26 protein-coding genes are annotated in these 21,765 nt (G+C 62.1%); 3 read left to right on the top strand and 23 right to left on the bottom strand.

Annotated elements, in window-relative coordinates; genetic code table 11:
- Nucleotides 1-45 precede the first annotated feature (45 nt).
- From CRO75_RS29495 to CRO75_RS29605, 23 genes are all read right to left on the bottom strand, one after another.
- Entirely contained in the window at nt 46-342 is a 297-nt protein-coding gene (locus CRO75_RS29495; RefSeq protein WP_007923972.1) for a phage tail assembly protein, read from the bottom strand.
- A complete protein-coding gene (locus tag CRO75_RS29500) occupies nt 339-686 on the bottom strand; it encodes a phage tail tube protein (RefSeq protein ID WP_007923973.1) in 348 nt (115 codons plus the stop codon). The genes CRO75_RS29495 and CRO75_RS29500 overlap by 4 nt, the downstream gene beginning before the upstream one ends.
- A 66-nt stretch (nt 687-752) precedes the next feature.
- Complete coding sequence (locus CRO75_RS29505; protein ID WP_097140021.1) at nt 753-2,249, bottom strand: phage tail sheath subtilisin-like domain-containing protein; 1,497 nt, start codon at nt 2,247-2,249, stop codon at nt 753-755.
- A complete protein-coding gene (locus CRO75_RS29510) occupies nt 2,249-2,431 on the bottom strand; it encodes a DUF2635 domain-containing protein (protein ID WP_007923975.1) in 183 nt (60 codons plus the stop codon). Before CRO75_RS29510 ends, CRO75_RS29505 begins: the two co-directional genes overlap by 1 nt.
- Entirely contained in the window at nt 2,428-3,012 is a 585-nt protein-coding gene (locus CRO75_RS29515) for a hypothetical protein (RefSeq protein ID WP_097140023.1), read from the bottom strand. Before CRO75_RS29515 ends, CRO75_RS29510 begins: the two co-directional genes overlap by 4 nt.
- A gap of 178 nt (nt 3,013-3,190) precedes the next feature.
- Nucleotides 3,191-4,210: a contractile injection system protein, VgrG/Pvc8 family gene (locus CRO75_RS29520; protein ID WP_097140025.1), complete on the bottom strand. Its 1,020-nt coding sequence runs from the start codon at nt 4,208-4,210 to the stop codon at nt 3,191-3,193.
- Between the two features lie 9 nt (nt 4,211-4,219).
- Nucleotides 4,220-4,432, bottom strand: a complete 213-nt coding sequence (locus tag CRO75_RS29525) for a tail protein X (RefSeq protein ID WP_097140027.1) — start codon at nt 4,430-4,432, stop codon at nt 4,220-4,222.
- Complete coding sequence (locus tag CRO75_RS29530; protein ID WP_007923988.1) at nt 4,425-4,808, bottom strand: phage tail protein; 384 nt, start codon at nt 4,806-4,808, stop codon at nt 4,425-4,427. The genes CRO75_RS29525 and CRO75_RS29530 overlap by 8 nt, the downstream gene beginning before the upstream one ends.
- Nucleotides 4,808-7,078: a phage tail tape measure protein gene (locus CRO75_RS29535; RefSeq protein WP_097140029.1), complete on the bottom strand. Its 2,271-nt coding sequence runs from the start codon at nt 7,076-7,078 to the stop codon at nt 4,808-4,810. Before CRO75_RS29535 ends, CRO75_RS29530 begins: the two co-directional genes overlap by 1 nt.
- A 128-nt stretch (nt 7,079-7,206) precedes the next feature.
- A complete protein-coding gene (locus tag CRO75_RS29540) occupies nt 7,207-7,788 on the bottom strand; it encodes a phage tail assembly protein (protein WP_023969820.1) in 582 nt (193 codons plus the stop codon).
- 127 nt (nt 7,789-7,915) lie between these two features.
- Entirely contained in the window at nt 7,916-8,422 is a 507-nt protein-coding gene (locus CRO75_RS29545; RefSeq protein WP_023969819.1) for a phage major tail tube protein, read from the bottom strand.
- A complete protein-coding gene (locus CRO75_RS29550) occupies nt 8,422-9,588 on the bottom strand; it encodes a phage tail protein (RefSeq protein ID WP_053259818.1) in 1,167 nt (388 codons plus the stop codon). The genes CRO75_RS29545 and CRO75_RS29550 overlap by 1 nt, the downstream gene beginning before the upstream one ends.
- A gap of 2 nt (nt 9,589-9,590) precedes the next feature.
- Complete coding sequence (locus CRO75_RS29555) at nt 9,591-9,812, bottom strand: hypothetical protein (RefSeq protein ID WP_097140031.1); 222 nt, start codon at nt 9,810-9,812, stop codon at nt 9,591-9,593.
- A gap of 92 nt (nt 9,813-9,904) precedes the next feature.
- Complete coding sequence (locus tag CRO75_RS29560) at nt 9,905-10,336, bottom strand: phage tail protein (RefSeq protein WP_097140033.1); 432 nt, start codon at nt 10,334-10,336, stop codon at nt 9,905-9,907.
- An 11-nt stretch (nt 10,337-10,347) separates the two neighbouring features.
- On the bottom strand, nt 10,348-11,907 hold the full coding sequence (locus CRO75_RS29565; protein WP_097140035.1) for a phage tail protein: 1,560 nt from the start codon (nt 11,905-11,907) through the stop codon (nt 10,348-10,350).
- Entirely contained in the window at nt 11,908-12,543 is a 636-nt protein-coding gene (locus CRO75_RS29570; RefSeq protein ID WP_097140037.1) for a phage tail protein I, read from the bottom strand.
- The gene (locus CRO75_RS29575) at nt 12,540-13,535 is read right to left on the bottom strand and encodes a baseplate J/gp47 family protein (RefSeq protein WP_097140039.1); all 996 of its coding nucleotides are present in this window, start codon (nt 13,533-13,535) and stop codon (nt 12,540-12,542) included. The genes CRO75_RS29570 and CRO75_RS29575 overlap by 4 nt, the downstream gene beginning before the upstream one ends.
- The gene (locus CRO75_RS29580; protein WP_007924012.1) at nt 13,532-13,864 is read right to left on the bottom strand and encodes a phage baseplate protein; all 333 of its coding nucleotides are present in this window, start codon (nt 13,862-13,864) and stop codon (nt 13,532-13,534) included. The genes CRO75_RS29575 and CRO75_RS29580 overlap by 4 nt, the downstream gene beginning before the upstream one ends.
- Before the next feature lie 14 nt (nt 13,865-13,878).
- Nucleotides 13,879-14,487 (bottom strand): phage baseplate assembly protein V, encoded by a 609-nt coding sequence (locus CRO75_RS29585; protein WP_097140041.1) that lies wholly within the window; start codon nt 14,485-14,487, stop codon nt 13,879-13,881.
- A 3-nt stretch (nt 14,488-14,490) separates the two neighbouring features.
- Nucleotides 14,491-15,015 carry a hypothetical protein gene (locus CRO75_RS29590; protein ID WP_097140043.1) on the bottom strand — a complete coding sequence of 175 codons (525 nt, stop codon included), beginning with the start codon at nt 15,013-15,015 and terminating at the stop codon, nt 14,491-14,493.
- Between the two features lie 234 nt (nt 15,016-15,249).
- The gene (locus tag CRO75_RS29595) at nt 15,250-16,014 is read right to left on the bottom strand and encodes an N-acetylmuramoyl-L-alanine amidase (RefSeq protein WP_053259810.1); all 765 of its coding nucleotides are present in this window, start codon (nt 16,012-16,014) and stop codon (nt 15,250-15,252) included.
- A gap of 184 nt (nt 16,015-16,198) precedes the next feature.
- The gene (locus CRO75_RS29600) at nt 16,199-16,546 is read right to left on the bottom strand and encodes a phage holin family protein (RefSeq protein WP_007924020.1); all 348 of its coding nucleotides are present in this window, start codon (nt 16,544-16,546) and stop codon (nt 16,199-16,201) included.
- Nucleotides 16,547-17,076: 530 nt separating this feature from the next.
- Nucleotides 17,077-17,811, bottom strand: coding sequence for an XRE family transcriptional regulator (locus tag CRO75_RS29605; RefSeq protein ID WP_177409808.1), 735 nt, complete (start codon nt 17,809-17,811; stop codon nt 17,077-17,079).
- Nucleotides 17,812-17,998: 187 nt separating this feature from the next.
- Between CRO75_RS29605 and mutS the strand changes: the two genes are divergently transcribed.
- From mutS to CRO75_RS29620, 3 genes are all read left to right on the top strand, one after another.
- The gene (mutS, locus tag CRO75_RS29610; protein WP_097140045.1) at nt 17,999-20,578 is read left to right on the top strand and encodes a DNA mismatch repair protein MutS; all 2,580 of its coding nucleotides are present in this window, start codon (nt 17,999-18,001) and stop codon (nt 20,576-20,578) included.
- A gap of 142 nt (nt 20,579-20,720) precedes the next feature.
- Nucleotides 20,721-21,044, top strand: a complete 324-nt coding sequence (fdxA, locus tag CRO75_RS29615) for a ferredoxin FdxA (RefSeq protein WP_007924025.1) — start codon at nt 20,721-20,723, stop codon at nt 21,042-21,044.
- Between the two features lie 499 nt (nt 21,045-21,543).
- Nucleotides 21,544-21,765, top strand: a 222-nt coding sequence (locus CRO75_RS29620; RefSeq protein ID WP_143504241.1) for a helix-turn-helix domain-containing protein, incomplete at its 3' end; no start/stop codon positions are given.

Here is a 21,765-nt window from a genome sequence, read left to right on the forward strand (position 1 = left end):
CGGGGTCAACCTTCCAGAACCAGGCCAGGTCATAGGCAACCGCGATCAGGTCGCTGATGGCTCCGATGCCGCACTCATGAAAAAACTCGCGACCGCCCAGCTCAGGGCGTTGAGATCAGCCAGGTCGAGCTGGTTGACCGAGGACGGAGGGATTCCGGCACAGACCGCGATGTACTTGGCCGCGACGTCCATGTCGAGGCTGACTTCTTCGCTCTTGTCGATCTTGTACGGCAGCGCCTTGATCGCCCGCACCTCCTGCACCGTCGGGCGGCGCAGGGTCAGTTCAGTCAGCGGTTCGCCGTGGGCTTCGATGGCCACACGCAGCTTTACGCTATCGCTCATTGCCAGGTCCCCTTGATGCCTTCGAACTTCAGTTCGATGCTCGCGTCGTCACCCTTGGAAACCGGCTCTTCCACCAGGTAGGCGCCGGCCAGGACGTAGACCTTGCCGTTGCTGAACTCACAGGTGACGGTCATGTCGGAACCGGCCACCAGCTGCTTGAGCGGGAAGTCCGGGGTGTGCAGCGCCGTGACCTTGAAGGACGGGGCAATATCGGTTTCCTTGTAGAAACCCGGCACGATGGTTTCCCGTTTCACGGACATCAGCGGCGCTTCGCAGCCGCCGTTAATGGTCAGTTGAGCGCCGTCCACTTTGACGTAGCAGGTGCCCGCAATCAGTTGACCCATGGTGTTTCTCCCAAAAAATGAGCCCGCACCAGGCGGGCTGGAAAAGCGCAGTGAAAGAGGCTCGGCTTAAGCCGCCGCGTCGTACTGCAGACGGAATTGGTTGAGCAGCGCGAACACACGCAGGCCGTTGATGTAGTCCGGCGGGAACAGCACGTTGACCCGGCTCGGGTCCTGGCTGTCGCGCTCGACGATCAGGTGCTCGGCGAACAGCTCGGCGTTCTCCACGTGGCCTTCCAGTTCGAGCTTGGCGTACTGGGCGATCAGCTCGCCGCGAATGGTGCTCGGGGTCACGATCGGCTGGCCGGCACCGAAGCGGGTACCGTCGGCGGCCAGTTTGTGGCGCCCGTACTTGCTGGTGATCACGCTTTGCAGGCGGCGCACGATAAAGGCCGACTGGTGCATGGTTTCGCTGTCCAGGTAGGAGTTGTCGGCCTGGCCGTAGGCGTTCTTCTGGTAGGTGGTGATCGAACGCTGGATGCGCACATAGCCGCCTTCGTAGTAGGCGGTGGCGATGCCGTAGCTGAGCAGCGATTGACGCTCGGTCAGGGTGAAACGCTCGCTGGCCGGCGCCGGATCGACACCCGGCAGGCTGCCGCTCTGGGTCGGACGGCTGGCATCGGCGGAGATGAACACCGAGGTGCGCGCGGCCAGTGCCGCGGCCTGCACCCAGAACGGCTGCGGTACGCCCGGCTCCAGGGCCTGGATGGTGATGTGCTGGTCGTTGCGGGCTTGCCCTGCCGCCACCAGGGTGCCGACGGTGCCGCGCTTGGCGCTGTAGACGTGACCGAACAGTTGCTTGGCCCAGGACCAGCGACCGGTGCTGTCGTCCATGACGGCTTGCCAGGCGTTGAGGGTCGCGGTGTCGGTCCACGGCATGCAGATGAACTCGAAAGGTTCATCGCCCAGGGCCGCCAGTGCGGCAACCTGATCCGGCACGCCGGCGCCGCCGGCCATTTTGCCGACTGTCACGCTCAAGCCGGCCGGGGTTTCTTCGCCATTGCTCTTGCCCAGGCGGTTGAGCTGCAGGCTGATGTCGTTCGCGCTGTCGCCGGTCCATTTGGCGGTCAGGGTCAGGGTGCCTTCGACCGCGGCGGCGCTCACCGGCAGGTCGGCGGCGGCATTGATTTTCAGCGCCAGCGCGCTGGCGGCCTGAGCCGCGGTGGCGGCATTGACGATGGCGGCCTGAACCCGCACACCACCGACATACAGGTTGAGCACGCCGCTGGCGCTGGCGGTGCCGGTGAACTTCAGCTCGGCCTTGGCCACGCTGCCTTCGACGTTGTGCAGCGGCAGGCACCAGATTTCACCAATCGGATCGGTCTTGCGCCAGGTCTCGTACATGGAGGCGAGCATCGAGCCCTGACCGCCGATGCTCTTGGCCAGCGCGACGCTGGACACCAGCACCAGCTTGCCGGTTTCGGCCGGTGCGATGCTGTCGTTGACCTGGGCCACGATCAGTCGGCGCATCGCCGAAGAAGCGCTATTGGCCGCCGAATTGTCCATCTCGGCGTAGAACAGCGGCACACGAATGTCCGCCGGAATATTGCTGAATCCGATCGCCATTATTTGGCTCCTTGTGGTTTGGCCGCCTTCGCGGCCTTGAGGGTGATATCGCCATCGGCCAGACGCCGGCGCCACCAGGCGTTGTCGTCGACTTCACGGCCTTCCAGCGGCAGCAGGTCGCCGGCTTCGGGGTCCGGCACGGCGCGGCCCGCGGCCGGCAGCACAGTGATGCGTTTGCTCATTGCGTTACGTCTCCAGAGAAAGTCAGTTCCAGGCGCCCGTCGGGCCCCGGGTGTTGCAGGTTGGGGTCCGCCGGATCGATGGCATCGACCCGCACCGTGACCCCGGTAAAGGACGGCAGGCCGTCCAGTTCACGCTCGCGCCAGGTTTCCGCCGGCTGGCTGGCCAGGTTGCGTCCCAGCTGGAACTCGGCGAAAAAGCGCAGCTGATAGAACAACCGCGTGGCGCTGAGCGAAACCAGCTCGCCGCCGTCGTATTCGATCGGGTTGTAGTCCGCGCCCGGCTTGAACCCCACCAGCGCCCGCCACAACTCGGCACGCAGGCTTTCGAGTTGCTCCAGGGCCTGCCGGCCGTCGCTGGCGTCCAGCAACAGGGTGATCACTAGGCGGTCGCGGATGGCCTGGCGGGTAACGTTCTGCCCGGTGCTCGGGCTGGCCAGATCGGCGATCGGCATCACATGGGCACTGGGGGTGGGCAACGCGGTATTGCTTTGCAGCAGCGCGAGATCGACGCCGACGGCCACCTGATTGGCCAGGCCGGGGCAGTGATCGCGCAGTTGCGTGAGGATCGGAGTGATCTTCATGAAGAAGCTCCAGAATCGAATGAGATAAGAAAGCCTGGGAGCTACCCGGCAGCCCTTGGCGGATGCGCAAAGGGCGAACGCTCCCCTCCCCCACATAGGCTTGAGCTTTATCAGGGGCTGACAGAGGAGAAGGTTGCGGACGGCCAGAGAGATCAGGCCGCCGTTGAGCCGGGCAAACTCAGTCCGGCTGGGGCTCCAGGCATTTGGCCGAGAGGGTGCAGCGATAACCCTGGGTACGGGAGCCGCTGGAGGTCACCTTCTTGATCGACCAGCGTCCCCGCATGAAGCCGGGCCAGGTGTCGTCGAGCAGGACCAGCCCCTCGGCCGACAACGCCGGGTTCCCAGGACATTCGATCTGGATATTGCGCGCTTCACGCTCCTGCCTGCGCATCTCGCTGATGGCCGCAGCCAGGGCTTCCTGCTCGCTGGCCCGACGCTGGCCCAACTTGTTGAAGGGTGCGCTACCGACCTGTACTACCCGCTCCTTGGCGGCGGCGCTGTCCCACCAGGTGCTTTGGCAACCCTGGAATTTCGAGCGGCTTTCCTCATCGACCTTGGCCGAGATGAAGGCCGAATCCCCCGGGCGGTTATCCCGGGTCACTGACAAGCGCACATCCGGCAGCGTTTGTCCCGACAGGGACTTGACCTGACCGCTGCGAGCCAGCACATACAGGCCGTTCACCGGTTTGGTCACCGCCCCGTACTCCCTGGCCAGGCGCGTCAGAAAGCTCATGTCGGTTTCGTTGGACTGATCGACATGAGCGATTTGTACCCCATCGAGCTCCGGCGCCACCCGCGGCGAAAACCCGTGGCGGGTGACCAGTTGACGAAACAGCGCGCCGAGGGTGATCGGCCCGTAGCTGGCGGATCGGCGACGCCTGAAACCCGTCTCGTCGCTCTCCTTGAACGGCGCGGCCGTGGCCACCAGCACCAGGCGCATGGGGTACAGGAAGGGTGTGCGCCGGGCAATGATGAACTGCCCCTTGTCCACCATGCCCGACTCCAGGTAACCGACCCGCAAGCCGATGCGGCCGCCCAGGCTGGGCAACCCGTCGAGCCCTTCGGTATCGAGGGTCAGGGTCAGTTGATCGGATTCGATCCCGGCCGCGTCGATGTGCTGCCATTGCACCAAACGCTCATTGAGCAGCGCCGCGTTGGCGCCGTAGATCTCTACAGACGGCGTAAATCCAAGTGCCATGTCGCCTCCTTAATCCCAGGCCGATACTGGCGTAGCGAGTATCGGCCGGGTTTCCAGCTCGGGTAGTTTCACCCAGAGCCCCGCAGGCAGCACCGGCCCATGCTCGGCCAGCCCTGGGTTGAGACGCCAGAGTGCTTCCTCGGCGGCATCATCGCTGCGTCCGAACTCACGGTAGAGCAACAGGTTCACCGAATCGCCGGCAATGCTTCTGACCTTACGCATTGATGAACTCCGTCAGTTCTATGACCCAGTCGTTGACCATCGCCGTGCCATCATCGATCACGTAGCTTTGGCTCTCGGACACACTGTCGATTCGCCACAGGCCCCAGTTGCGGCCGATGCCATCGACCAGCGGCAGCGGCACCCGTAACGCCTGCAAGGCACGCAATTCATCGAGCCGCGTCATGGCGATCGCACGCATGGACTTGCCACTGATTGTCAGCCCTTGCAGGCCCTGACCGGTCTGGCTGGATTTAGGCTTGCTGGTGAGAATCTCCAGGCTCACCCAACCACCACCCGACTTGCGCACCAGGGAGCTGTAAGCGAACCCTCGCGACTGGCCGAAAATAAAACTGCCCAGCACCATTTGCTGTCGCATCAAACACCTCCATCGCTCAGGGCGGCACCGCGTCTTACCGCGAGTGGGTCGGTCATCATCAAGGGTATGAACTGCGCCCTGAGCTGTTGCAGCACGAGGTCGGCAATATGCTGGGAGCTGGCTTGATCGGGCCCGCTGATCTGAATGACCGGAGCGAAGGTGATCGGCGGGTTGACTGCCTGACCGGCACCCGCCGGGTTCGCCGGCTGGCCGCCCACCAGGTCGTTCTTGACCTGCTCCGGCGAGCTGAGGCGATCGACCAGGGCACCGAGCTTGTCGCCCAGGCTGGCGCCGTAGTCACCGCCATAATAGCCGCCGAACAGTCCACCGACGGCCGCACCGAGAGCCGTTCCGATGATGGGCACGACACTGCCGATCGCCCCGCCGAGGGCAGCCCCTGCGGAAGCCCCCGCCCAGCCGCCACCGGCGGTTCCCAGGCCAGAAGCGAGCATCTGGGTATCGCCGGTCACCAGGCCTTCGGCGACATCCACCGCGGCGCCGAGGTACTTCGCCGGCCCTGGAGCCCTGCGGCTCAAGGAACGAACCGAGGCCTGCGACCCGGATAGACCGAAAGCAAAGGACGAACCTGCATGTGGAACAGCGGCCGTGGCTTTCAGTGCTTTCTGGCGCGTCGGCCTTGAGCGGCCCCTCTTTGTGGTTCCGTCTTTCGAGCGTTTTTCCTGTGGGTCGTCGATGCCTGGACCGCTCGGGGTACTCGGAGCACTTGGACCGCCCGAAGAACCTGGAGCGCCGGGCTGGCGAGCGCCTGCACCATCAAGGATGCGTTTGGCGCCGCGGTTGAACACCTCGTCCACCACCGCCTTGGCCTGCTTGCCGATCAATGGCGCCAGCGCCGCGCCGAGCAGCACGATGGCGGCTGTGACCTTGGGAAAGGTTTCGGCCAGTTCGCTGAGGCCATCCACCAACTCGCCAAGAGGAGTAAGCGTACTGTCGACTACCGGTGCCAACGCGTTGCCCGCGGCAGTGGAAAGCCGTTCGGTGCGTGCCTCGAAGGTGTCCCAGGTGGTTTTCTGGGTCTTTGACTGCGCCAGCGCCGACTCCCGTGCCGAGCCGTGGTAATTCGACTCCGAGGGGACATCTGGATCCGAGCCGGCTACCCGGGAAAAGGTTTGCTTAACGTCATCGAGATTCTGCGCCAGACGCAGCACCGCCTGATCGCCCTCGGCAAACAATGCCGTGGCCAGCGTCGACCGCTTCTCGGCGGGCTGCCTGTTCAGAGCCTGCAGCACAGATGCCACAGTTCCCCCGGCATCCTCGCGCAAGCCCCCGGCCACTTTCGCCGGGTCCAGTCCCAGCGCCTTCCAGGCCGCTTGCTGAGTCGTCGTTGCCTGATCGCCCTTACCCAGGGTCGTGGCGATATTCTTGAGCGCCCCTCCGGCATCGGCCTTAGGCGTATCGCTGTTGAGCAATGCCGCCGTGAGCGCCGCGGCCTGCACCGGCGCCAGGCCAACCGAGGTCGCCGCACCACCATGACGCTGGAGGATGGCTCCGATATCAGCCGCCTCGGCGTCACCGGGGGCTTTACCCAGGTGATTGGTCGCATCCGCCAGATCCATGGCCTGGCCGGCGTTGAGCTTCATCGATGTGCGCCAGCCGGCCATCATCTCCCCGGCATCCGTGCCCGACATCTTGAATGCCGTCGCGGTGATTGCGGCAGCATCGGCAAAGGCCAGCAACGCCTTTTGCCTGGCTTCGCCCGAGCCTTGATCGCTACCGATCCCCGCCTTGGCCGCCGTGTATTCGATCCTTACCAGATCGACCGCCTTGGTTCCCCCGGCGGCAATCTGTGGAAGCGCAGCCATTCGCTGGTTTTCCACGGCCATTGTTTCGCGATCGCGCCCCTGGAAATCGACCAGGCGCCCCAGGTCGGCCATCGCCGAGTCCATGCTGATCGCAGGCTTGAGCAGGTCCGGCGGCTCGATGCCGCCGGCCTTGCCCGTACTTTTTTGCTGGCCTGCCTCGCCCTTGGCGCCGCCAGCCTGGGTAGCCGTAACCGCCTGCCGCAGACGTTGCGACGACAGGGTCAGGTTCAGGGCGTCGAGGCTGGTCACCAGCAACCCGATATCGGCGCTGAAGGTATCCAGTGCCCGGTCAAGGTCGGGTAGCCGGTCCTTGGGCTGGGCTGCCAATCCACCCGACGGCGCGATGCTCGCGACGGGCGTGTTCAGGTCGACCGACCTGATGTCACCGAACGTCAACCAGCCTTCCTTGACGGCGGTGTACTTGAGCGAAAACTTATCGTCCGCCATCCCGCTCTACTCCTGTTTCACGCCAAGGCGAGTGATCGCGATGTCGTAGCGGCGCAATGCCTTGCCGGCGTCCCACTCCAGGATTTCCGCCTCACTTACCGAGTAAATGAGCGGCACCACATCGAGTATCACTTCGATGTCGCGCTCCGAAAGAAGGCCGCCGGTTTGTTTAAAAAATCGTCGATGCGTACCTGCAGCTGGGTCCAGTCGGGCACCGTCAGCTGGGCAAGATCGGGAATCATCAGGCCGGTGCAGTGGGCGGTGATGAACTCGGCGCGTTCCTTGGCCGTCTTGAGTTTTTTCATCGCTTTGGTCGCCCGCAGCGCCGGCATTTCCAGGGTCAGCGAGGTCACGTCCTGGCCTGCCACGGCCAACGGCAACAGCAGTTGCACCTGGTCCGGGTTGTCCTCGTTGATCTCGCCCTCGGCCTGTTTGAGGAAGTGGGCGGTCGGACGGGTCGACATCTCGTGAACGTACTGCGCAATGCTCACGTAATCCGGTCGCTTGAGCTGATCCAACTCTTTCACCGACAGGCCGGTGGCCAGTTTCGCCAGCTCGAAGAACTGATCGTCCTCATCGTCGCCGGCGCGGGCCAGCGCTTCTTTCTGCGCGGCGTAGAACAATGGCTTGAGCTGAATCTGCGCGATCTGCGACTCGTCGTCGGCGGTGATTGGGCACAGCAGGACATGGATCGGAGGCGTCCAGGACATGAATGAATTCCTATGTAAAAGGTAGGAGCGAGCGGGCTCGCGACAGGAGATGAACAGCGCTTGCGATGCGGGCTGTCAGGCCGTCATCGCGAGCCGGCTCGCGCCTACAGAGGGGAAGTGTCGCGGGTTACGGCATCAACACAGCGCGGCGCGCATCACCGAGGATGTCGACGCCGTTGAGCATGAACTTCTGGGTGCGCACGTCGATGTCGATCACCGGCACGCCGTTTTCCAGACGGTTGTAGGTACGGCAACTGAGTTCCAGATTGGTCTTGGGCTTTTCACCCATTTTCAGCATCGTCTCTTCCAGGGATTTCAACTTGCCACCGACCGTGTGGTAGGTGAAGTAGGTGTTGCCGTCCTGGTCCTGGCCGGCTTCACGCACATTCAACAGAATGTCGTCGCCCACGCTCACGCCGAGGGCGAGCATGATTTCCGGACCTACGCCCTGGAGGGTCAGCTTGGCATTGAGCACCTTGCCGCCCTTGGCCATTTCTTCGGCGATGAAGCGCCCGCCGCGCATCTCTTCCATGTCGAATTCGATCTTCGGCGGGGTGAACTCTTCCACGGTCGCCGACAACGGCAGGCCTTGCAGGGTGGCCGCGATGGCCTGTCTTACGCGGTTGGTAAACATTAGAGAACATCCTCCAGGAACTGCTCGATGATTTCATCGCGGGCGTTGAGCTGATACACCATGTGCTCGTTCGGCGCGTAGCGGCCGTAGTCGATGACCACGTACCAGGTACCGTTCTTGTACTTCTCGACGCTGTTCAGCTCGGGGTGCAGGTACACGCTGCCGCCCGGGATGGTTTCGTCGGCGACCAGGGTCTGCAGCCAGTCGTTGATGCGCTTGACCTCCTGGTCCATGAAGGACTTGGTCAGGTTCTTGGCCATGGCTTTCTGCCCGGCCTTGACCAGCTTGCGGCTGATGGCGTCTTCCAGGCCGACATAGCTGATGAACTTGCCGGTGATGGAGCGGTTACCCAGCAGCGAGAAGCCGCCGAGCACGGTGCGGGCGTAGTAGCTGACGCCGTAGCGGTTGAGCAGGTCGCCCTCGGTCGAGGTGTCGAGGATGTTGTATTCCACGGTCCGCGAGACGTCTTCGGCGAAGGTCACCTGGTTGCCCGGGCTCTCCCACTGCTTGACCTTGGCCAGCGCGGCGATGGCCAGGCTCGACGGCGCCAGGAACACGTTCTTCTTCGCCGCCTTGGAGTACACGGCCGGCATGTTGTGCACCACCAGGCAACGGTCGAAACCCAGGTCCGCGCCGCCCAGTTCCTTGCTGTAAGTCACCTGGTCGGCGACCGCGGCGTCCTTGCCGTCGAGCACCACACGGGCCTTGATGCGCTTGCCGAAGGCAGCGAACTCACCGGCCACCGCCTTGGTCCCGGTAAAGCCCGGCGCGCCGATGATGGTCAGGTCTTCCGGGACACTGCCCAGGGCAGCCAGGCCGAGCTTGCGGCCGGTGGTGGCATCGACGCCGCCGATCACGTTGTTGACGGTGTCGGCCGGGGTCGCGCCCTCTTCGACGATCACCACATAGACCGGGACCTTGACCACTTTGAGGATCTGGTACACCGCCTGGAACAGGGTGCCCGACTCGGCACCGGTCGGATCCAGCAGGGCCTGGGTGGTGAAGCTGTTGATGCGGAACGGCGCATTGCGCGGAATCAGCGGGTCAGCCTTCGGCGCGGTGCCGACCAGACCGATGACGTTGTCACCCAGGCCACCCATGGCCTCGGGGGATTCGGTGGCATTGACGGTAATGCCGTTGTGCTCGAAGTTCAGGACCTCAGCCATGGTTATTCAGCCTTCTTGGCAGCGGCTTTTTTGGCCGCGGTGGATGGGGTGGCCGCTTCGGCCGGTTGGCGCGCCGCGAGGACGCTGGTCAGTTCCAGGCGACCGGCGGCACGCAAGGCACTGGCCTCGACGTCGAGCAGATCGAGCTGTTGGTCGACCTTCGACCAGTGGCCGCCACCGGTGGGGAACGGCACGAGGACGGTGTAGGTTTGGCGGTTAGCCATTTCAGTCTCTCCAGATACGAAAAAGCCCCAGGTGAGTGGGGCTGTTGGGTGTTGCTTTGCGGACAAGAAAACGCCCCGTCGGTGCGGGGCGTTTATTGGAGTTGTTCAGCCAGCCAATCGGGCGCAGAGGGGCGGTGATCGATCAACGGAAAGTCACCCGACTCGGGCCAATCGCGAAGAGCACGACGGAATGACTGCAATTGTATGTATTGCTCCATTGAGAGGGTCGTTTGCCCCCCCTCCTCTTGCTCGTCACGGTGACGAATAACCGCCGCGTCCGTTAGCAAAAGCCTCTGAGAACGCCAGAAGCGTTCAAGTGCTGCCGAGCGCTCGATAAGATCGACCTCAGGTGCTGGCAAAACCACAACACGGCCATCCTTGACAGAAAGTAAATCGCCTGGCTGACGAGCCATGGCCGCGGTGAAATCTTCTTCAAAAACATCAATAACATCGTCTGGAATATCATCTTTCCGATAACCAAAGTCGTCAGGATAAAACTGTCCCTTAGTTGGGCTAAATTTCATATCAATAACTCCTAACGGCCAATAGCTTGCCAACGAATAGAAGTATCAGTAGTCCAGCTACCAGCAGCATAAAAACCATTATTAGTTTCACCGGTGGTCACTATTACAACTGACGGACAGCCTGCACTATTGTGAGTGGCCACAACACCGAATAACTCATTTGGAAAAGGGATAGGGAAGGCGTTATAGGTACTTTTCACAATTGAGTTGCCGAACGCGCAATGATTTGCGTGACCGCCCGCGCCACCATCCCCCCACATACGAATTAAGCCATTCGGCATACGTTCATAGCCATTCCGCGCAACTAAGGCTTTACCAACCCCACCAATCACTCGATATGAAAAACCCGGTTCGCCAACCGAAGCACTGGACATGACAATGAACTCGCAGGCGCTGCCGTTCCTCAGGACATATGAAGATGACACCATCTGCGCTGCAGGCCCTGCAAACCTCGAGTTTGGCGCCGTTAGCGAAACGTCCCCTCCGACAGCCTCAAGGTAGAAGCTCGTTCCTAAGGGAAGCGTGTTTGCGTCGGGGAGCGCGTACGCCTGTGCAGCCCCGCGGTTAAATCCAATGTATTTTCCGGCATCAGACACCGGGACCGTTCCGCTTGCCGCCTGATAGTCGATGTAGCCACTGCGACTGCCCTGAGCCAACCGAACGAATTCGGTTGTGGCAAGCAACTTGGAGTTATTAAAGCGCGGAGGAGTCGGGCCGGTAGGGCTCCCCACAAATGCCGGCGAAAGCAGACGTGCGAAACCCGCTGTCACATCCTGAAAAGCGAGCGCGGTAGTGCCCAGTACAATCTGACCATCAGTAATCAGTTGCCAGATCGTATCAGCCTGCGTCGCCCCCTCTTCTACCGAAATCGTCAGGTTCGGGGTTACCTTGGCGTTGTTATCCGCATCTTTTGCACGAGTCCATAGTTCATTGGCAACGACATAGATGCCGTTGTCCTTAGCCAGGGTCTGATTCTTGACAAGCACCCGATCACCAGCCAGCACCGCGACACCATCAATCATCTGCGCAGCGCTTAAGACGATATTCCCTGTGGTCGACGCCCTCACTGACTGCTTCGCGTCGAGCTTGGCCAATTCATCGGCGACATAACCCGCCACCCAAGCCCGCGTCGCCTTGACCACCGTATCGTCGATCAGCAGCGTCACCAGCGACGCATTACTGGTCTCGAAAATCGAGCGGATATAGAACTCTTTCCCCGACCCGGAAGTCGCCAGCACCGGCTTGAACGACTCCGGATACTTGATGATGGCGTAAAGGATTCCGGTATCGGTCCACAGGCCGGCCTCGCGCACATACCAGCCGCCGACATCGGGCGGGATAGTCACTTCGGCCAGCAGCCAGCTGGGGTTTTTCTCGTCCTGGAACAGGGCGTTCAACGGGCCGCGCCAGACTTCGCGCTTGAGGGCAGTGTCGGTCGCCGCCGGGTTGTAAACCGCGCCACCGCCGTCACCGACGGAAATCTGCGATAGCTTGATCGGTACGCCTGCTGCCTTGCAGGCAGTTTCGTAGGCGATCCCCGCATTGGTGAGCAGGGTGTAATAGTCGGCCATTTAGGACCCCTGAGGATAAATAGTGGATGTTTCGACGCTGTACAGCCCGTCGGCCATGAAGGCCTGGCCCGAGGCTTCGAGCCCCTCGACGACGATCGGATAGATAGTGGTCAACTCGCCGCAGACGGTCGCCGCCGCGATGGAGTGGGAACCGAATGCGCTCAGGCCCACGGATATCGCCAAGATGTCGCGTTCACTTTTGGCATCCGCCAGGCGCCGATCGAGGCGCGCGTCGATCTCTTCGCTATAAGGCCGCTCGGTGAAGGCCCTGACCGAAAAGCTGTAAGGCGCCCCCGCTGGGGTCTGCTCATACCAAGCGCGAATCTCGGGTATCAATTGCAAAGCCTTGGCGGCATTTTCCAGCGCCTTGCGTGTACCGGCCTGGCGCGCGGTGGGCCAGGCCAGTTCGACCGTCAAGCGTTTTTCGGCCTCGGGCGCTTCAGAGCGCCACTCACCGACACCCCGATCAGCCGCAAGATAAGGCAAGAATTCCACCGGCGTTTCGGCGGGGCTCATCAGCTCCGGAAACGGCGGCGCGACACGTTCGAGCAAGCGGGCAAAACCGAGGTCGAGCGCTCGTTCCAAAGGCGAGCTGTTGACCGGCAGGAGACTCGGGTGAGCGGCTTCGTCCTTCATAGCGCGAGCACCTCAACCTCGACATCCGTGCAGTACGGCGCCTGGAAGGCCGTCGTGACGATCGGCGCCAAGGGTTCGAGAATTTCCAGCTGCACCGCCCCCGCGGCATGCAGCGTGTAATCAATCCAGCTCGGATCCACCCGCCCTTCCAGGCGATGACAGCTGTCGGCGTACGCCTGCAATTGCTGCTGCGTGGCGAGCTGGGTCAGTCCGGAATCGGGCCCCGGGTTGATCTTGGCCACCACGCGGATCTTGTAGGGTTTGATCTGTGCCGCCTGCACCGTCACCCGATCCGTTTCCGGCTTCACGTCCGGTCGGGCAAAGTGTTTGCGCACGCCTTCGAGCAGGTCCTCGGACGGCGTGCCGTCGCCTTCCCGCGAGAGCACCGTGACCTGGACTTCGCCCGGCGCGGTACGGCGCCCGTTGCCATCCTTGACCTGAGCGGCGAAACCGTCCGGGTCGAAGGTGTAGGTGACGGTCACCACGCCCGCCTCGGTGGAGTCCACCTTCACCGTCGGCCGCTCGCCGAGGGTGAAGACTTCGCGGCGGTACTGCATGCGCGAACCGGCGGCCGGCGCGTGGGGCGCCAGGTAGTAGCGCAGGCGGGCATCTTGGTCGCTTTCATAGACCGCGGGGACCGGCGGAAAGGCTGCCGCATCGCCCGGGTCGAGCAACTGCCGCTCCAGGCCCATGTCCGCCAGGCGTGCATCGAGATTGCTGCCGGTGGCCCACCAGGCCAGCATCTGCTTGATGCGGGCGTTGTACTTGCGCTCATGGGTTTGCAGGCGCAGGCAGAAGGCTTCCAGCGCCAGGGTCAGCAGCTCGCTTTCGTTGGCCAGGCTGGCCTGGAGTTTCTGCGCATTGGCGGGGGAACGCTGGGCCACGTAATCGACGACGAAGGTCTTGAACTCAGCGAGCAGTGGCTCGAATTCTTCAACGGTGACAATGGCCGGCTCGGCCAACTGGTGTTCACCGGGTATCAGCATGCTCATGTCACGACCTCGAACGTCTGTTGGCGGTTTTTCCAGGTGCCGGCGAAGCGCAACAGCAACCCGGCGCCGCGCCGGCTGGCGACTATGACCTGCGGCTCGAAATCGCCGATGCCGTTCTGCTCGTTGTAGAACGCCTGCGCCGCATGGCTCTGGGCGAGGATCAGCAAGTCATCGCCGAGGTTCTGGCCCAGCAGGTCGGGAATCAGCGAGCCGTACAAGGGGCGCTTCTGCCGCGTGCCCAGCGGCGTGGTCAGGGCGCGGGTCGCGCGCTGCACGAACTGCAGCCAGTCATCGACCGCGGCGCCGGTGTTTCTATCGACTCCAATCATGGGAAGCCTCTTAATCAAGGGCTGATAACGCGGCCCTGGTGTTCCACCAAGGGGCCGCTGAAGTGGATGCCGGCGCTGTCGAGCAAGATGCCGACCGCGCCCAGCCGCAGCTCGATCGCCTCGGGCCTCATCGCCAGCCGGGCGGGACCGATGCTCAACTCGACCGCCTCGCGAGAGGCGGTGAGCGCGGTCGGGCCATTGCTCCAGTTCAAGACATGGCCGGCATCGTCATAACTGCTTTGGGTGCCATCGGCGTATTGACGGCGGGTCAGCGCGGCCAGGGTCGACACCGGTGGAAAGCGGTCGCAGTTGAGGCCGAACAGCGCCACCGACTGCGCGCCGCCGTCGCCGCCACCGTAGTTGAACAGCAGGCACTGCTCGCCCACGGAGGGAATGCGCGACTCGCTTTGCGCGCCGGCGCTGGGGTTGAAGAAGCGGATCGCCGGGGTCAGCAGCTCTCCGTGGCTGACCCGGCAGGTGTTGCTGGCCGCATCGACCGCCTGGCACACACCGATCCGGCAATGGTTTTCCGCCCGCCGGTGCAAGTCATCGAGTTCGGTTTCCATTTCGGCCAGGCGCTCGATGATCGGGCCCAGCTGCATGCGCAGCAGCTCGTCAAACATGGCTCAGCCCTCCAGTGCTTGGTATTGGTCGGGGTCGTCGATGTTCGAGACTTCCCAGGTGCGGGCGAACTTCGGTATGCCGGTCGGGTCGTCCAGCAAGGGCTGCCCGAGGTACAGCGTCTGGGTGAACGACAGCGTCCAGGCCGCGTGCTGCTGCTCGCCGCGAATCAGGGTCGAGGGCAGGCCCTCGAGGTTCGTCGGCAGGTCGCACTGCGCTGCCGGCAGGCCCCAGCGGTTATCCGTGGCCAGGTCCTTCAGCACGCTGGCCAGATCGCAGGCCTCGAACCCGGACCGCTCGGCCCCCACAGCCGCCACGGCTTGCAGCGAGACTGTCAGGACATGGGCGATACGCCCTTCCTGACTGCGCATGCCCGGGGCATCGCGCTCGATCGCCATCAGCACCCAGGCCTGGTCGAGCAGACCATCGAAGTCCTGGTGACTGCCAACCTTGAGGCCAAGGCCCGCCCCTCGCAGGGTCTCGGCAATGGCGAAAAACAGCTGCGACGGTTTGTCGATGACTGCGGGCATAGAGAGGCCTCCTGTTCAGATATCAGGGGTTGAAGTTGCGCAGGAGCGCTGTGGATGTCGCGCGAGATAGAGGAACAGCGAATGCCGGTTTGGGCAGGATTCTTGATCGCCAGGTCGGCGAGCGACGTCAGGAACGGAATGGGTGATGCAACGGATGGCTCACGAGACTTCGCTGAGGTCCGGCATCACCTTCGATGGAGCCCCCTGCCCTGCGAGCGGTTCGCCTTGATCGAGTCAGGCGTACTTCTCGTTCAGCGCATACAGTATCGCGCAGGTTTCCACGTCCAGTTTCCCGGTGTAGTTCTTCGGCCTGAAGTGCATCTGGAATGCCCGCACCAGCGACTGGAAGAAGTCGTCCGTTGCCTGGGCCGGCACGCCATAGCCGTAGGTGGCGAAAGCCTTGAGCACTTCGGCACGCTCGGGCAGTCCCGCGGCGCGGAATTGCTGGACGTATTTCCTCTTGGTCGGCTCGTCGTACCAGGCGCCAATGCCGGCTTTGTAGAGTTCTTTCCAGGGCAGCTTGGGGCCCGGATCGGATTTGCGGCCCACCGCGATATCGGAGTGGCCCACCACGTTTTTCGGCGACAGGTCCGGATAACGCTGGAGAATATTCAGGGCCAGCTGCTTGAGCGCCTCGACCTGGGAGCGTTCGTAGTCCGGGAACGTGAAGACGCCATTGACATCGGTGGCCTCATTGACGATCTCAATGCCGATGGAGGTGTCGTTCAAGCCGCTGCGACCGGCCCAGTCACTGACACCGGCATGCCAGGCGCGATCTTCTTCGGCCACCAGGTTGAAAATTCGTTGTTCCTGGAAGCCCGCGGCCTGATACGTCGGGTCCTGCAGCGCCGGGATCAGGTAATGGGCACTCGCCGCGCCGGTGGTCAGCGCCTTGACCGATGCCTCGAAGTTCAGCGCCGTGTAATGCAGCACCAGGAAACGCACCCGCTTGTTGTAGGGCGCGAGGGTGCGGTAGCTGTTGTAGTCGATTGGGATCATGGTTTTGCCTCTCTTTGAAACGGATGGGTGTACGACGCTGGGCCGTATCTGGCACCTCCCGGCCGGGAGGGTTGATTGAGTGCCGTTCAATACGAGTACGCGTCCTGCATCAGGCGGGTAGATATCCACGTGGATAAGGCGGCAGGGTCGACTTAATGAATGAACGAATGCTTGCGGCGGTTGTTCAGGCGTCCGAGCGGGGATCCTTGGGCGGCACCTCACACACACCGAGCCGCTTGGCCGCCCAGCGCTCGTAGAGCCCGATGGCCACATCGGCGCCCGCCATGGCGGTCAGGCAACCGAAGGCGCCGGCGGTCCAGATCGATACGCCGGCGGCGTACAGCAGCATGATGGTCGAGACCCCGCAAATCACGCAGGCCCCGGAGCGCAGGGCCAGGCGCCGCAGCAGCAACCAGCCGCGGGCGCCCTCCTTGTCGGCGCGCCACATTTCGCCGGACACCCCACCCACCAGGGCAAGGACGATGACAAGCCAGATGGGCATGTCCAGCAACGCTTGTTGCTCGTTTGTCATGTCACTCCTCCTGAGTGGAAAAGGCCAATGCGCTGGCCCGGTAATCAATTGGCTTGTGTATCAACGGTGCATATCCCGGCATGGCCCACGGTAGGTAGGCATTCCAAAAAGCCCGGTCGCCCGGGCTTTTCAGTAATGCGGTCCAGTTTCAAGGGGACCTGATCGTTCGGCGCTACTGGCGCGGTACGGATCCATTCAAATTGTTCCTCCGACCGCGGTCCCTGCCCGCCGGATAACTGTTCACGGTGCTTTACGCTGCACACCCGGGTCAGTTGCCAACCCTCTGAACCGTCGAGGCCGGTTCATCGCTGCCTTTGCTTTTGCCACTAAAGAGCGGTGTTGCTCACCGCTGTCGGGCGGCTTGGAACGAATAATATGCATGCATGCATATGCAGTCAATGCACAAATGCATTTATTTATGTATGATAAATGCGCCTGCGCATGAACACCGCATAAATAAAGGCGTGGAGGGTTTTCCACAGGCACAAAAAAGCCCGCTCGATGGCGGGCTTTGGCGTTATGGGCTGCGGTTAACGGGCGTACATGCCCCACCAGAAGACGTGACCGAGGATGACGATCTGCTCTTCCTGCATTTCCTGGAAGCTGTAGTCCTCATCCGGATGTTCGTCGCGGTTGAAGCTACGCAGGCGAATGCCGGAAGGCAGGCGATAGAGCTGCTTCACCCGCAGCTGACCGTTGTGGTTGATGGCATACAGGTCGCCGTCGATGATATCGCCGATACCGCACTTGCCGGCATTGACCCCCACCGTGGCGCCATCGCGCAGCACCGGCAGCATGCTGTTGCCGCGGACCGTCACGCATTTGGCCTGGTCGAACTGCACGCCATTGTGCCGCAGGCTGCGCTTGCCGAAGCGCAGGCTGGAGCGCTCGCTTTCCTCGATGACGAATCTTCCTGATCCCGCAGCCAATTCAACCTCGCGAAGAAAGGGGACCGACACCTCGTCGTCATCGACGGGGGTATCGTCGTCCCACAGACTTATGTCCTTGAGTTCCGAATGCGGATCGGCCGACCGGGCAGAGGCGACAGCCGCGCGCCCGCGCAGTTGATCGGTGCTCACCTGGAAGTATTCGGCGATCCGCGAGATGTGTTTGTCCGAAGGATCGACAATCTTGCCGCTGAGGATCCGCGAAAGGGTGGATTGAGGCACGCCGGTACGCCGATGGAGTTCCGTGGGGGAAATGCCATCGCGATCGAGCAGCTCTCTTAAGACGGTAGAAACGTTGCGCTTTTGCATAATGCGCATATTGCGGGTTATTTTCGCCGACGGCAAATGCTAAAATGCATATTCATGCATAAAACACCCGAAATCCTGCTGGGTTCATCCCTGCGAAGGTCGGACCGCCCATGGTAACCTTGCGCCCATCGCGAAAAAGCCGGGCCCATGCCCTCTGCTTTTGCCCACCCTTTCAACGAATCAACCTGACGACCCGATGAATAAAGCGCTCACCGATCTGTCCTCCCACACGCCGATGATGCAGCAGTACTGGCGCCTCAAGAACCAGCACCCCGATCAGCTGATGTTCTATCGCATGGGCGACTTCTACGAAATCTTCTATGAAGACGCGAAGAAGGCCGCCAAGTTGCTGGACATCACCCTGACCGCGCGCGGGCAGTCGGCTGGCCAGGCGATTCCGATGTGCGGGATTCCTTATCACGCCGCCGAAGGTTACCTGGCCAAGCTGGTGAAGCTCGGCGAGTCGGTGGTGATCTGTGAACAGGTCGGCGACCCGGCCACCAGCAAGGGCCCGGTGGAGCGCCAGGTGGTGCGGATCATCACCCCGGGGACCGTCAGCGACGAGGCCCTGCTCGACGAGCGCCGGGATAACCTGATCGCGGCGGTGCTGGGCGACGAACGTCTGTTCGGCCTTGCGGTGCTGGACATCACCAGCGGCAATTTCACGGTCCTGGAAATCAAGGGCTGGGAAAACCTGCTGGCCGAGCTGGAACGCATCAACCCGGTGGAACTGCTGATCCCGGACGACTGGCCACAAGGCCTGCCGGCGGAAAAACGCCGTGGCGTGCGCCGTCGCGCGCCCTGGGACTTCGAACGCGACTCGGCCCACAAGAGCCTGTGCCAGCAGTTCTCCACCCAGGACCTCAAGGGTTTCGGCTGCGAGAACCTGACCCTGGCCATCGGCGCCGCCGGTTGCCTGCTGAGCTATGCCAAGGAAACCCAGCGCACCGCCCTGCCCCACCTGCGCAGCCTGCGCCACGAGCGCCTGGACGACACCGTGGTGCTCGACGGCGCCAGCCGGCGCAACCTGGAGCTGGACACCAACCTCGCCGGCGGCCGCGACAACACCCTGCAATCGGTGGTCGACCGTTGCCAGACCGCCATGGGCAGCCGCCTGCTGACCCGCTGGCTGAACCGCCCGCTGCGTGACTTGAAGGTCCTGCAGGCGCGGCAGACTTCGATTGGCTGCCTGCTGGACGGTTACCGTTTCGAAAGGCTGCAACCGCAACTCAAGGAAATCGGCGATATCGAGCGGATCCTCGCCCGTATCGGCCTGCGCAACGCCCGCCCCCGCGACCTGGCGCGCCTGCGCGATGCCCTGGCGGCGTTGCCGGAACTGCAAGTGGCGATGACCGAGCTCGAAGCCGAGCACCTGAGCCAACTGTCCGTGACCACCAGCACCTATCCGGAACTGGCCGCGCTGCTGGAGAAAGCCATCATCGACAACCCGCCGGCGGTGATCCGCGATGGCGGCGTGCTGAAGACCGGTTACGACGCCGAGCTGGACGAGCTGCAATCGCTGAGCGAAAACGCCGGCCAGTTCCTCATCGATCTGGAAGCCCGGGAAAAGGCCCGTACCGGCCTGGCCAATCTGAAAGTCGGTTACAACCGGATTCACGGCTACTTCATCGAATTGCCAAGCAAACAGGCGGAACAGGCCCCGGCGGACTACATCCGGCGCCAGACCCTCAAGGGCGCCGAACGCTTCATCACTCCGGAACTCAAGGCCTTCGAGGATAAGGCGCTATCCGCCAAGAGCCGCGCCCTGGCCCGCGAGAAGATGCTCTACGAAGCCTTGCTGGAGACCCTGATCGGTCACCTGCCGCCGCTGCAGGACACCGCGGGGGCACTGGCTGAGCTGGACGTGCTGAGCAACCTGGCCGAGCGAGCGCTGAATCTCGACCTCAATTGCCCGCGCTTCGTCAGCGAGCCGTGCATGCGCATCACCCAGGGTCGCCACCCGGTGGTCGAGCAGGTCTTGACCACGCCGTTCGTGGCCAACGACCTGAGCCTCGACGATCAGACCCGGATGCTGGTAATCACTGGCCCGAACATGGGTGGTAAATCCACTTATATGCGGCAAACCGCGCTGATCGTGCTGCTGGCCCATATCGGCAGCTTCGTGCCGGCAGCCAGCTGCGAGCTGTCTCTGGTGGACCGGATCTTTACCCGGATCGGCTCCAGCGACGACCTGGCCGGCGGTCGCTCCACCTTCATGGTGGAAATGAGCGAAACCGCCAACATCCTGCATAACGCCACCGAACGCAGCCTGGTGCTGATGGACGAAGTGGGTCGCGGCACCAGTACCTTCGATGGTCTGTCCCTGGCCTGGGCTGCGGCAGAACGTCTCGCCCAACTGCGGGCGTACACCCTGTTCGCCACCCACTACTTCGAGCTCACCGTCCTGCCGGAAAACGAATCGCTGGTGGCCAACGTGCATCTCAATGCCACCGAGCACAACGAACGCATCGTGTTCCTGCACCATGTGCTGCCAGGTCCTGCCAGCCAGAGCTATGGCCTGGCCGTGGCCCAGCTGGCGGGGGTTCCGAGCGATGTGATCATCCGCGCCCGCGAGCACCTGAGTCGCCTGGAGACCACCAGCCTGCCCCATGAAGCGCCGTCTCCGGTACCGGGCAAGCCTTCGGTCCCGCAGCAAAGCGACATGTTCGCCAGCCTGCCGCACCCGGTACTCGATGACCTGGCCAAGCTCGATCTGGACGACATGACCCCGCGCAAGGCACTGGAAATGCTCTATACATTGAAGACACGCATCTAACGCTGATGCTTTCAAGCTGTTAGAATCTCGCGCGGTTTGGGATGCTGCGGACTATTAGCCTGGTCCGCAGACTATCGCTCCCGAACCTAGCGACCCCGTCCTGAAGGGGCTCCGCTGCCGCCGCCTGAGGAGAGAATTAGAAATGACCTTCGTCGTCACCGACAACTGCATCAAGTGCAAGTACACCGACTGCGTAGAAGTCTGTCCGGTGGACTGCTTTTACGAAGGCCCGAACTTCCTGGTGATTCACCCGGATGAGTGCATTGATTGCGCGCTGTGCGAGCCTGAATGCCCCGCTGTAGCGATCTTCTCCGAGGACGAAGTTCCAGAAGAGATGCAGGAATTCATTCAGTTGAACGTTGAGCTGGCCGAGATCTGGCCCAACATCACTGAAAAGAAAGATTCCCTGCCCGATGCCGAAGAGTGGGATGGCGTCAAAGGCAAGATCAAAGATCTCGAACGCTGATTACCTCGCGTTCCCCAAAAAGGCCCGTTGCGGGCCTTTTTGCTGTTCCGGATTCACTTTTACGCAGGCAAAAAAAAGGGGCGGTATGACCCGCCCACCTTTTTTCCCTAGTCCCTGTGTTCCTTTTCATCGTCCTGATGAATCGCGTCCTGCGATGTCCTGACCATCATCCTTGATGGCTGTGTCTATCCGTCGACACAGGGCTGATATTAGAGAGTTTCCATGACAGAGCAATGGCACTGACAGGTAGAAAAACGTGTCGAACACCGCTCTAATCATTAAAATAAGTTGTTATTAATCAATAAGATAACTAAAAACCTCAGATCAAACAGACAACTTTCATACCGCATAAAAACCGAACACTTACGAAAGAGTCAGCCTTTACTTACATGCTCGTTCAGCTATTGAACATGCGCCTGCATATTTCATCTGACTCCTAGAAGGTGTAGACAAAATAAACTAAAGTTACCATTTCTTCTGCCTGGACAGCCTCGAAGTCATGCCTAGAATCGGACGCCCGCCCGCGATTACCGCAGAGCAGTACCCAATGCTAGTCAAGCTTGCACAAGCCCATCCCTTCTCCAGCCAAGCTGAATTAGCGGATGCATTCCACGCTGAAACGGGTATCACCGCTCATCCCGACACCTTTGCCAAAGCCTTGAAGCTGGCGGGGATTACACGCATAAAGCCGCGCACCAAGGGCAGCTTTGTGTCATCCGAA

This window comes from Pseudomonas sp. LAMO17WK12:I10 (genome assembly GCF_900215185.1).
GTDB lineage: Bacteria > Pseudomonadota > Gammaproteobacteria > Pseudomonadales > Pseudomonadaceae > Aquipseudomonas > Aquipseudomonas chlororaphis.

What these genes read in the sequence shown, in the direction of transcription:
- CRO75_RS29495 (WP_007923972.1), bottom strand. Translation starts at nt 342, where the DNA reads ATGAGCGATAGCGTAAAGCTGCGTGTGGCCATCGAAGCCCACGGCGAA.
- CRO75_RS29500 (WP_007923973.1), bottom strand. Translation starts at nt 686, where the DNA reads ATGGGTCAACTGATTGCGGGCACCTGCTACGTCAAAGTGGACGGCGCT.
- CRO75_RS29505 (WP_097140021.1), bottom strand. Translation starts at nt 2,249, where the DNA reads ATGGCGATCGGATTCAGCAATATTCCGGCGGACATTCGTGTGCCGCTG.
- CRO75_RS29510 (WP_007923975.1), bottom strand. Translation starts at nt 2,431, where the DNA reads ATGAGCAAACGCATCACTGTGCTGCCGGCCGCGGGCCGCGCCGTGCCG.
- CRO75_RS29515 (WP_097140023.1), bottom strand. Translation starts at nt 3,012, where the DNA reads ATGAAGATCACTCCGATCCTCACGCAACTGCGCGATCACTGCCCCGGC.
- CRO75_RS29520 (WP_097140025.1), bottom strand. Translation starts at nt 4,210, where the DNA reads ATGGCACTTGGATTTACGCCGTCTGTAGAGATCTACGGCGCCAACGCG.
- CRO75_RS29525 (WP_097140027.1), bottom strand. Translation starts at nt 4,432, where the DNA reads ATGCGTAAGGTCAGAAGCATTGCCGGCGATTCGGTGAACCTGTTGCTC.
- CRO75_RS29530 (WP_007923988.1), bottom strand. Translation starts at nt 4,808, where the DNA reads ATGCGACAGCAAATGGTGCTGGGCAGTTTTATTTTCGGCCAGTCGCGA.
- CRO75_RS29535 (WP_097140029.1), bottom strand. Translation starts at nt 7,078, where the DNA reads ATGGCGGACGATAAGTTTTCGCTCAAGTACACCGCCGTCAAGGAAGGC.
- CRO75_RS29540 (WP_023969820.1), bottom strand. Translation starts at nt 7,788, where the DNA reads ATGTCCTGGACGCCTCCGATCCATGTCCTGCTGTGCCCAATCACCGCC.
- CRO75_RS29545 (WP_023969819.1), bottom strand. Translation starts at nt 8,422, where the DNA reads ATGTTTACCAACCGCGTAAGACAGGCCATCGCGGCCACCCTGCAAGGC.
- CRO75_RS29550 (WP_053259818.1), bottom strand. Translation starts at nt 9,588, where the DNA reads ATGGCTGAGGTCCTGAACTTCGAGCACAACGGCATTACCGTCAATGCC.
- CRO75_RS29555 (WP_097140031.1), bottom strand. Translation starts at nt 9,812, where the DNA reads ATGGCTAACCGCCAAACCTACACCGTCCTCGTGCCGTTCCCCACCGGT.
- CRO75_RS29560 (WP_097140033.1), bottom strand. Translation starts at nt 10,336, where the DNA reads ATGAAATTTAGCCCAACTAAGGGACAGTTTTATCCTGACGACTTTGGT.
- CRO75_RS29565 (WP_097140035.1), bottom strand. Translation starts at nt 11,907, where the DNA reads ATGGCCGACTATTACACCCTGCTCACCAATGCGGGGATCGCCTACGAA.
- CRO75_RS29570 (WP_097140037.1), bottom strand. Translation starts at nt 12,543, where the DNA reads ATGAAGGACGAAGCCGCTCACCCGAGTCTCCTGCCGGTCAACAGCTCG.
- CRO75_RS29575 (WP_097140039.1), bottom strand. Translation starts at nt 13,535, where the DNA reads ATGAGCATGCTGATACCCGGTGAACACCAGTTGGCCGAGCCGGCCATT.
- CRO75_RS29580 (WP_007924012.1), bottom strand. Translation starts at nt 13,864, where the DNA reads ATGATTGGAGTCGATAGAAACACCGGCGCCGCGGTCGATGACTGGCTG.
- CRO75_RS29585 (WP_097140041.1), bottom strand. Translation starts at nt 14,487, where the DNA reads ATGTTTGACGAGCTGCTGCGCATGCAGCTGGGCCCGATCATCGAGCGC.
- CRO75_RS29590 (WP_097140043.1), bottom strand. Translation starts at nt 15,015, where the DNA reads ATGCCCGCAGTCATCGACAAACCGTCGCAGCTGTTTTTCGCCATTGCC.
- CRO75_RS29595 (WP_053259810.1), bottom strand. Translation starts at nt 16,014, where the DNA reads ATGATCCCAATCGACTACAACAGCTACCGCACCCTCGCGCCCTACAAC.
- CRO75_RS29600 (WP_007924020.1), bottom strand. Translation starts at nt 16,546, where the DNA reads ATGACAAACGAGCAACAAGCGTTGCTGGACATGCCCATCTGGCTTGTC.
- CRO75_RS29605 (WP_177409808.1), bottom strand. Translation starts at nt 17,811, where the DNA reads ATGCGCATTATGCAAAAGCGCAACGTTTCTACCGTCTTAAGAGAGCTG.
- mutS (WP_097140045.1), top strand. Translation starts at nt 17,999, where the DNA reads ATGAATAAAGCGCTCACCGATCTGTCCTCCCACACGCCGATGATGCAG.
- fdxA (WP_007924025.1), top strand. Translation starts at nt 20,721, where the DNA reads ATGACCTTCGTCGTCACCGACAACTGCATCAAGTGCAAGTACACCGAC.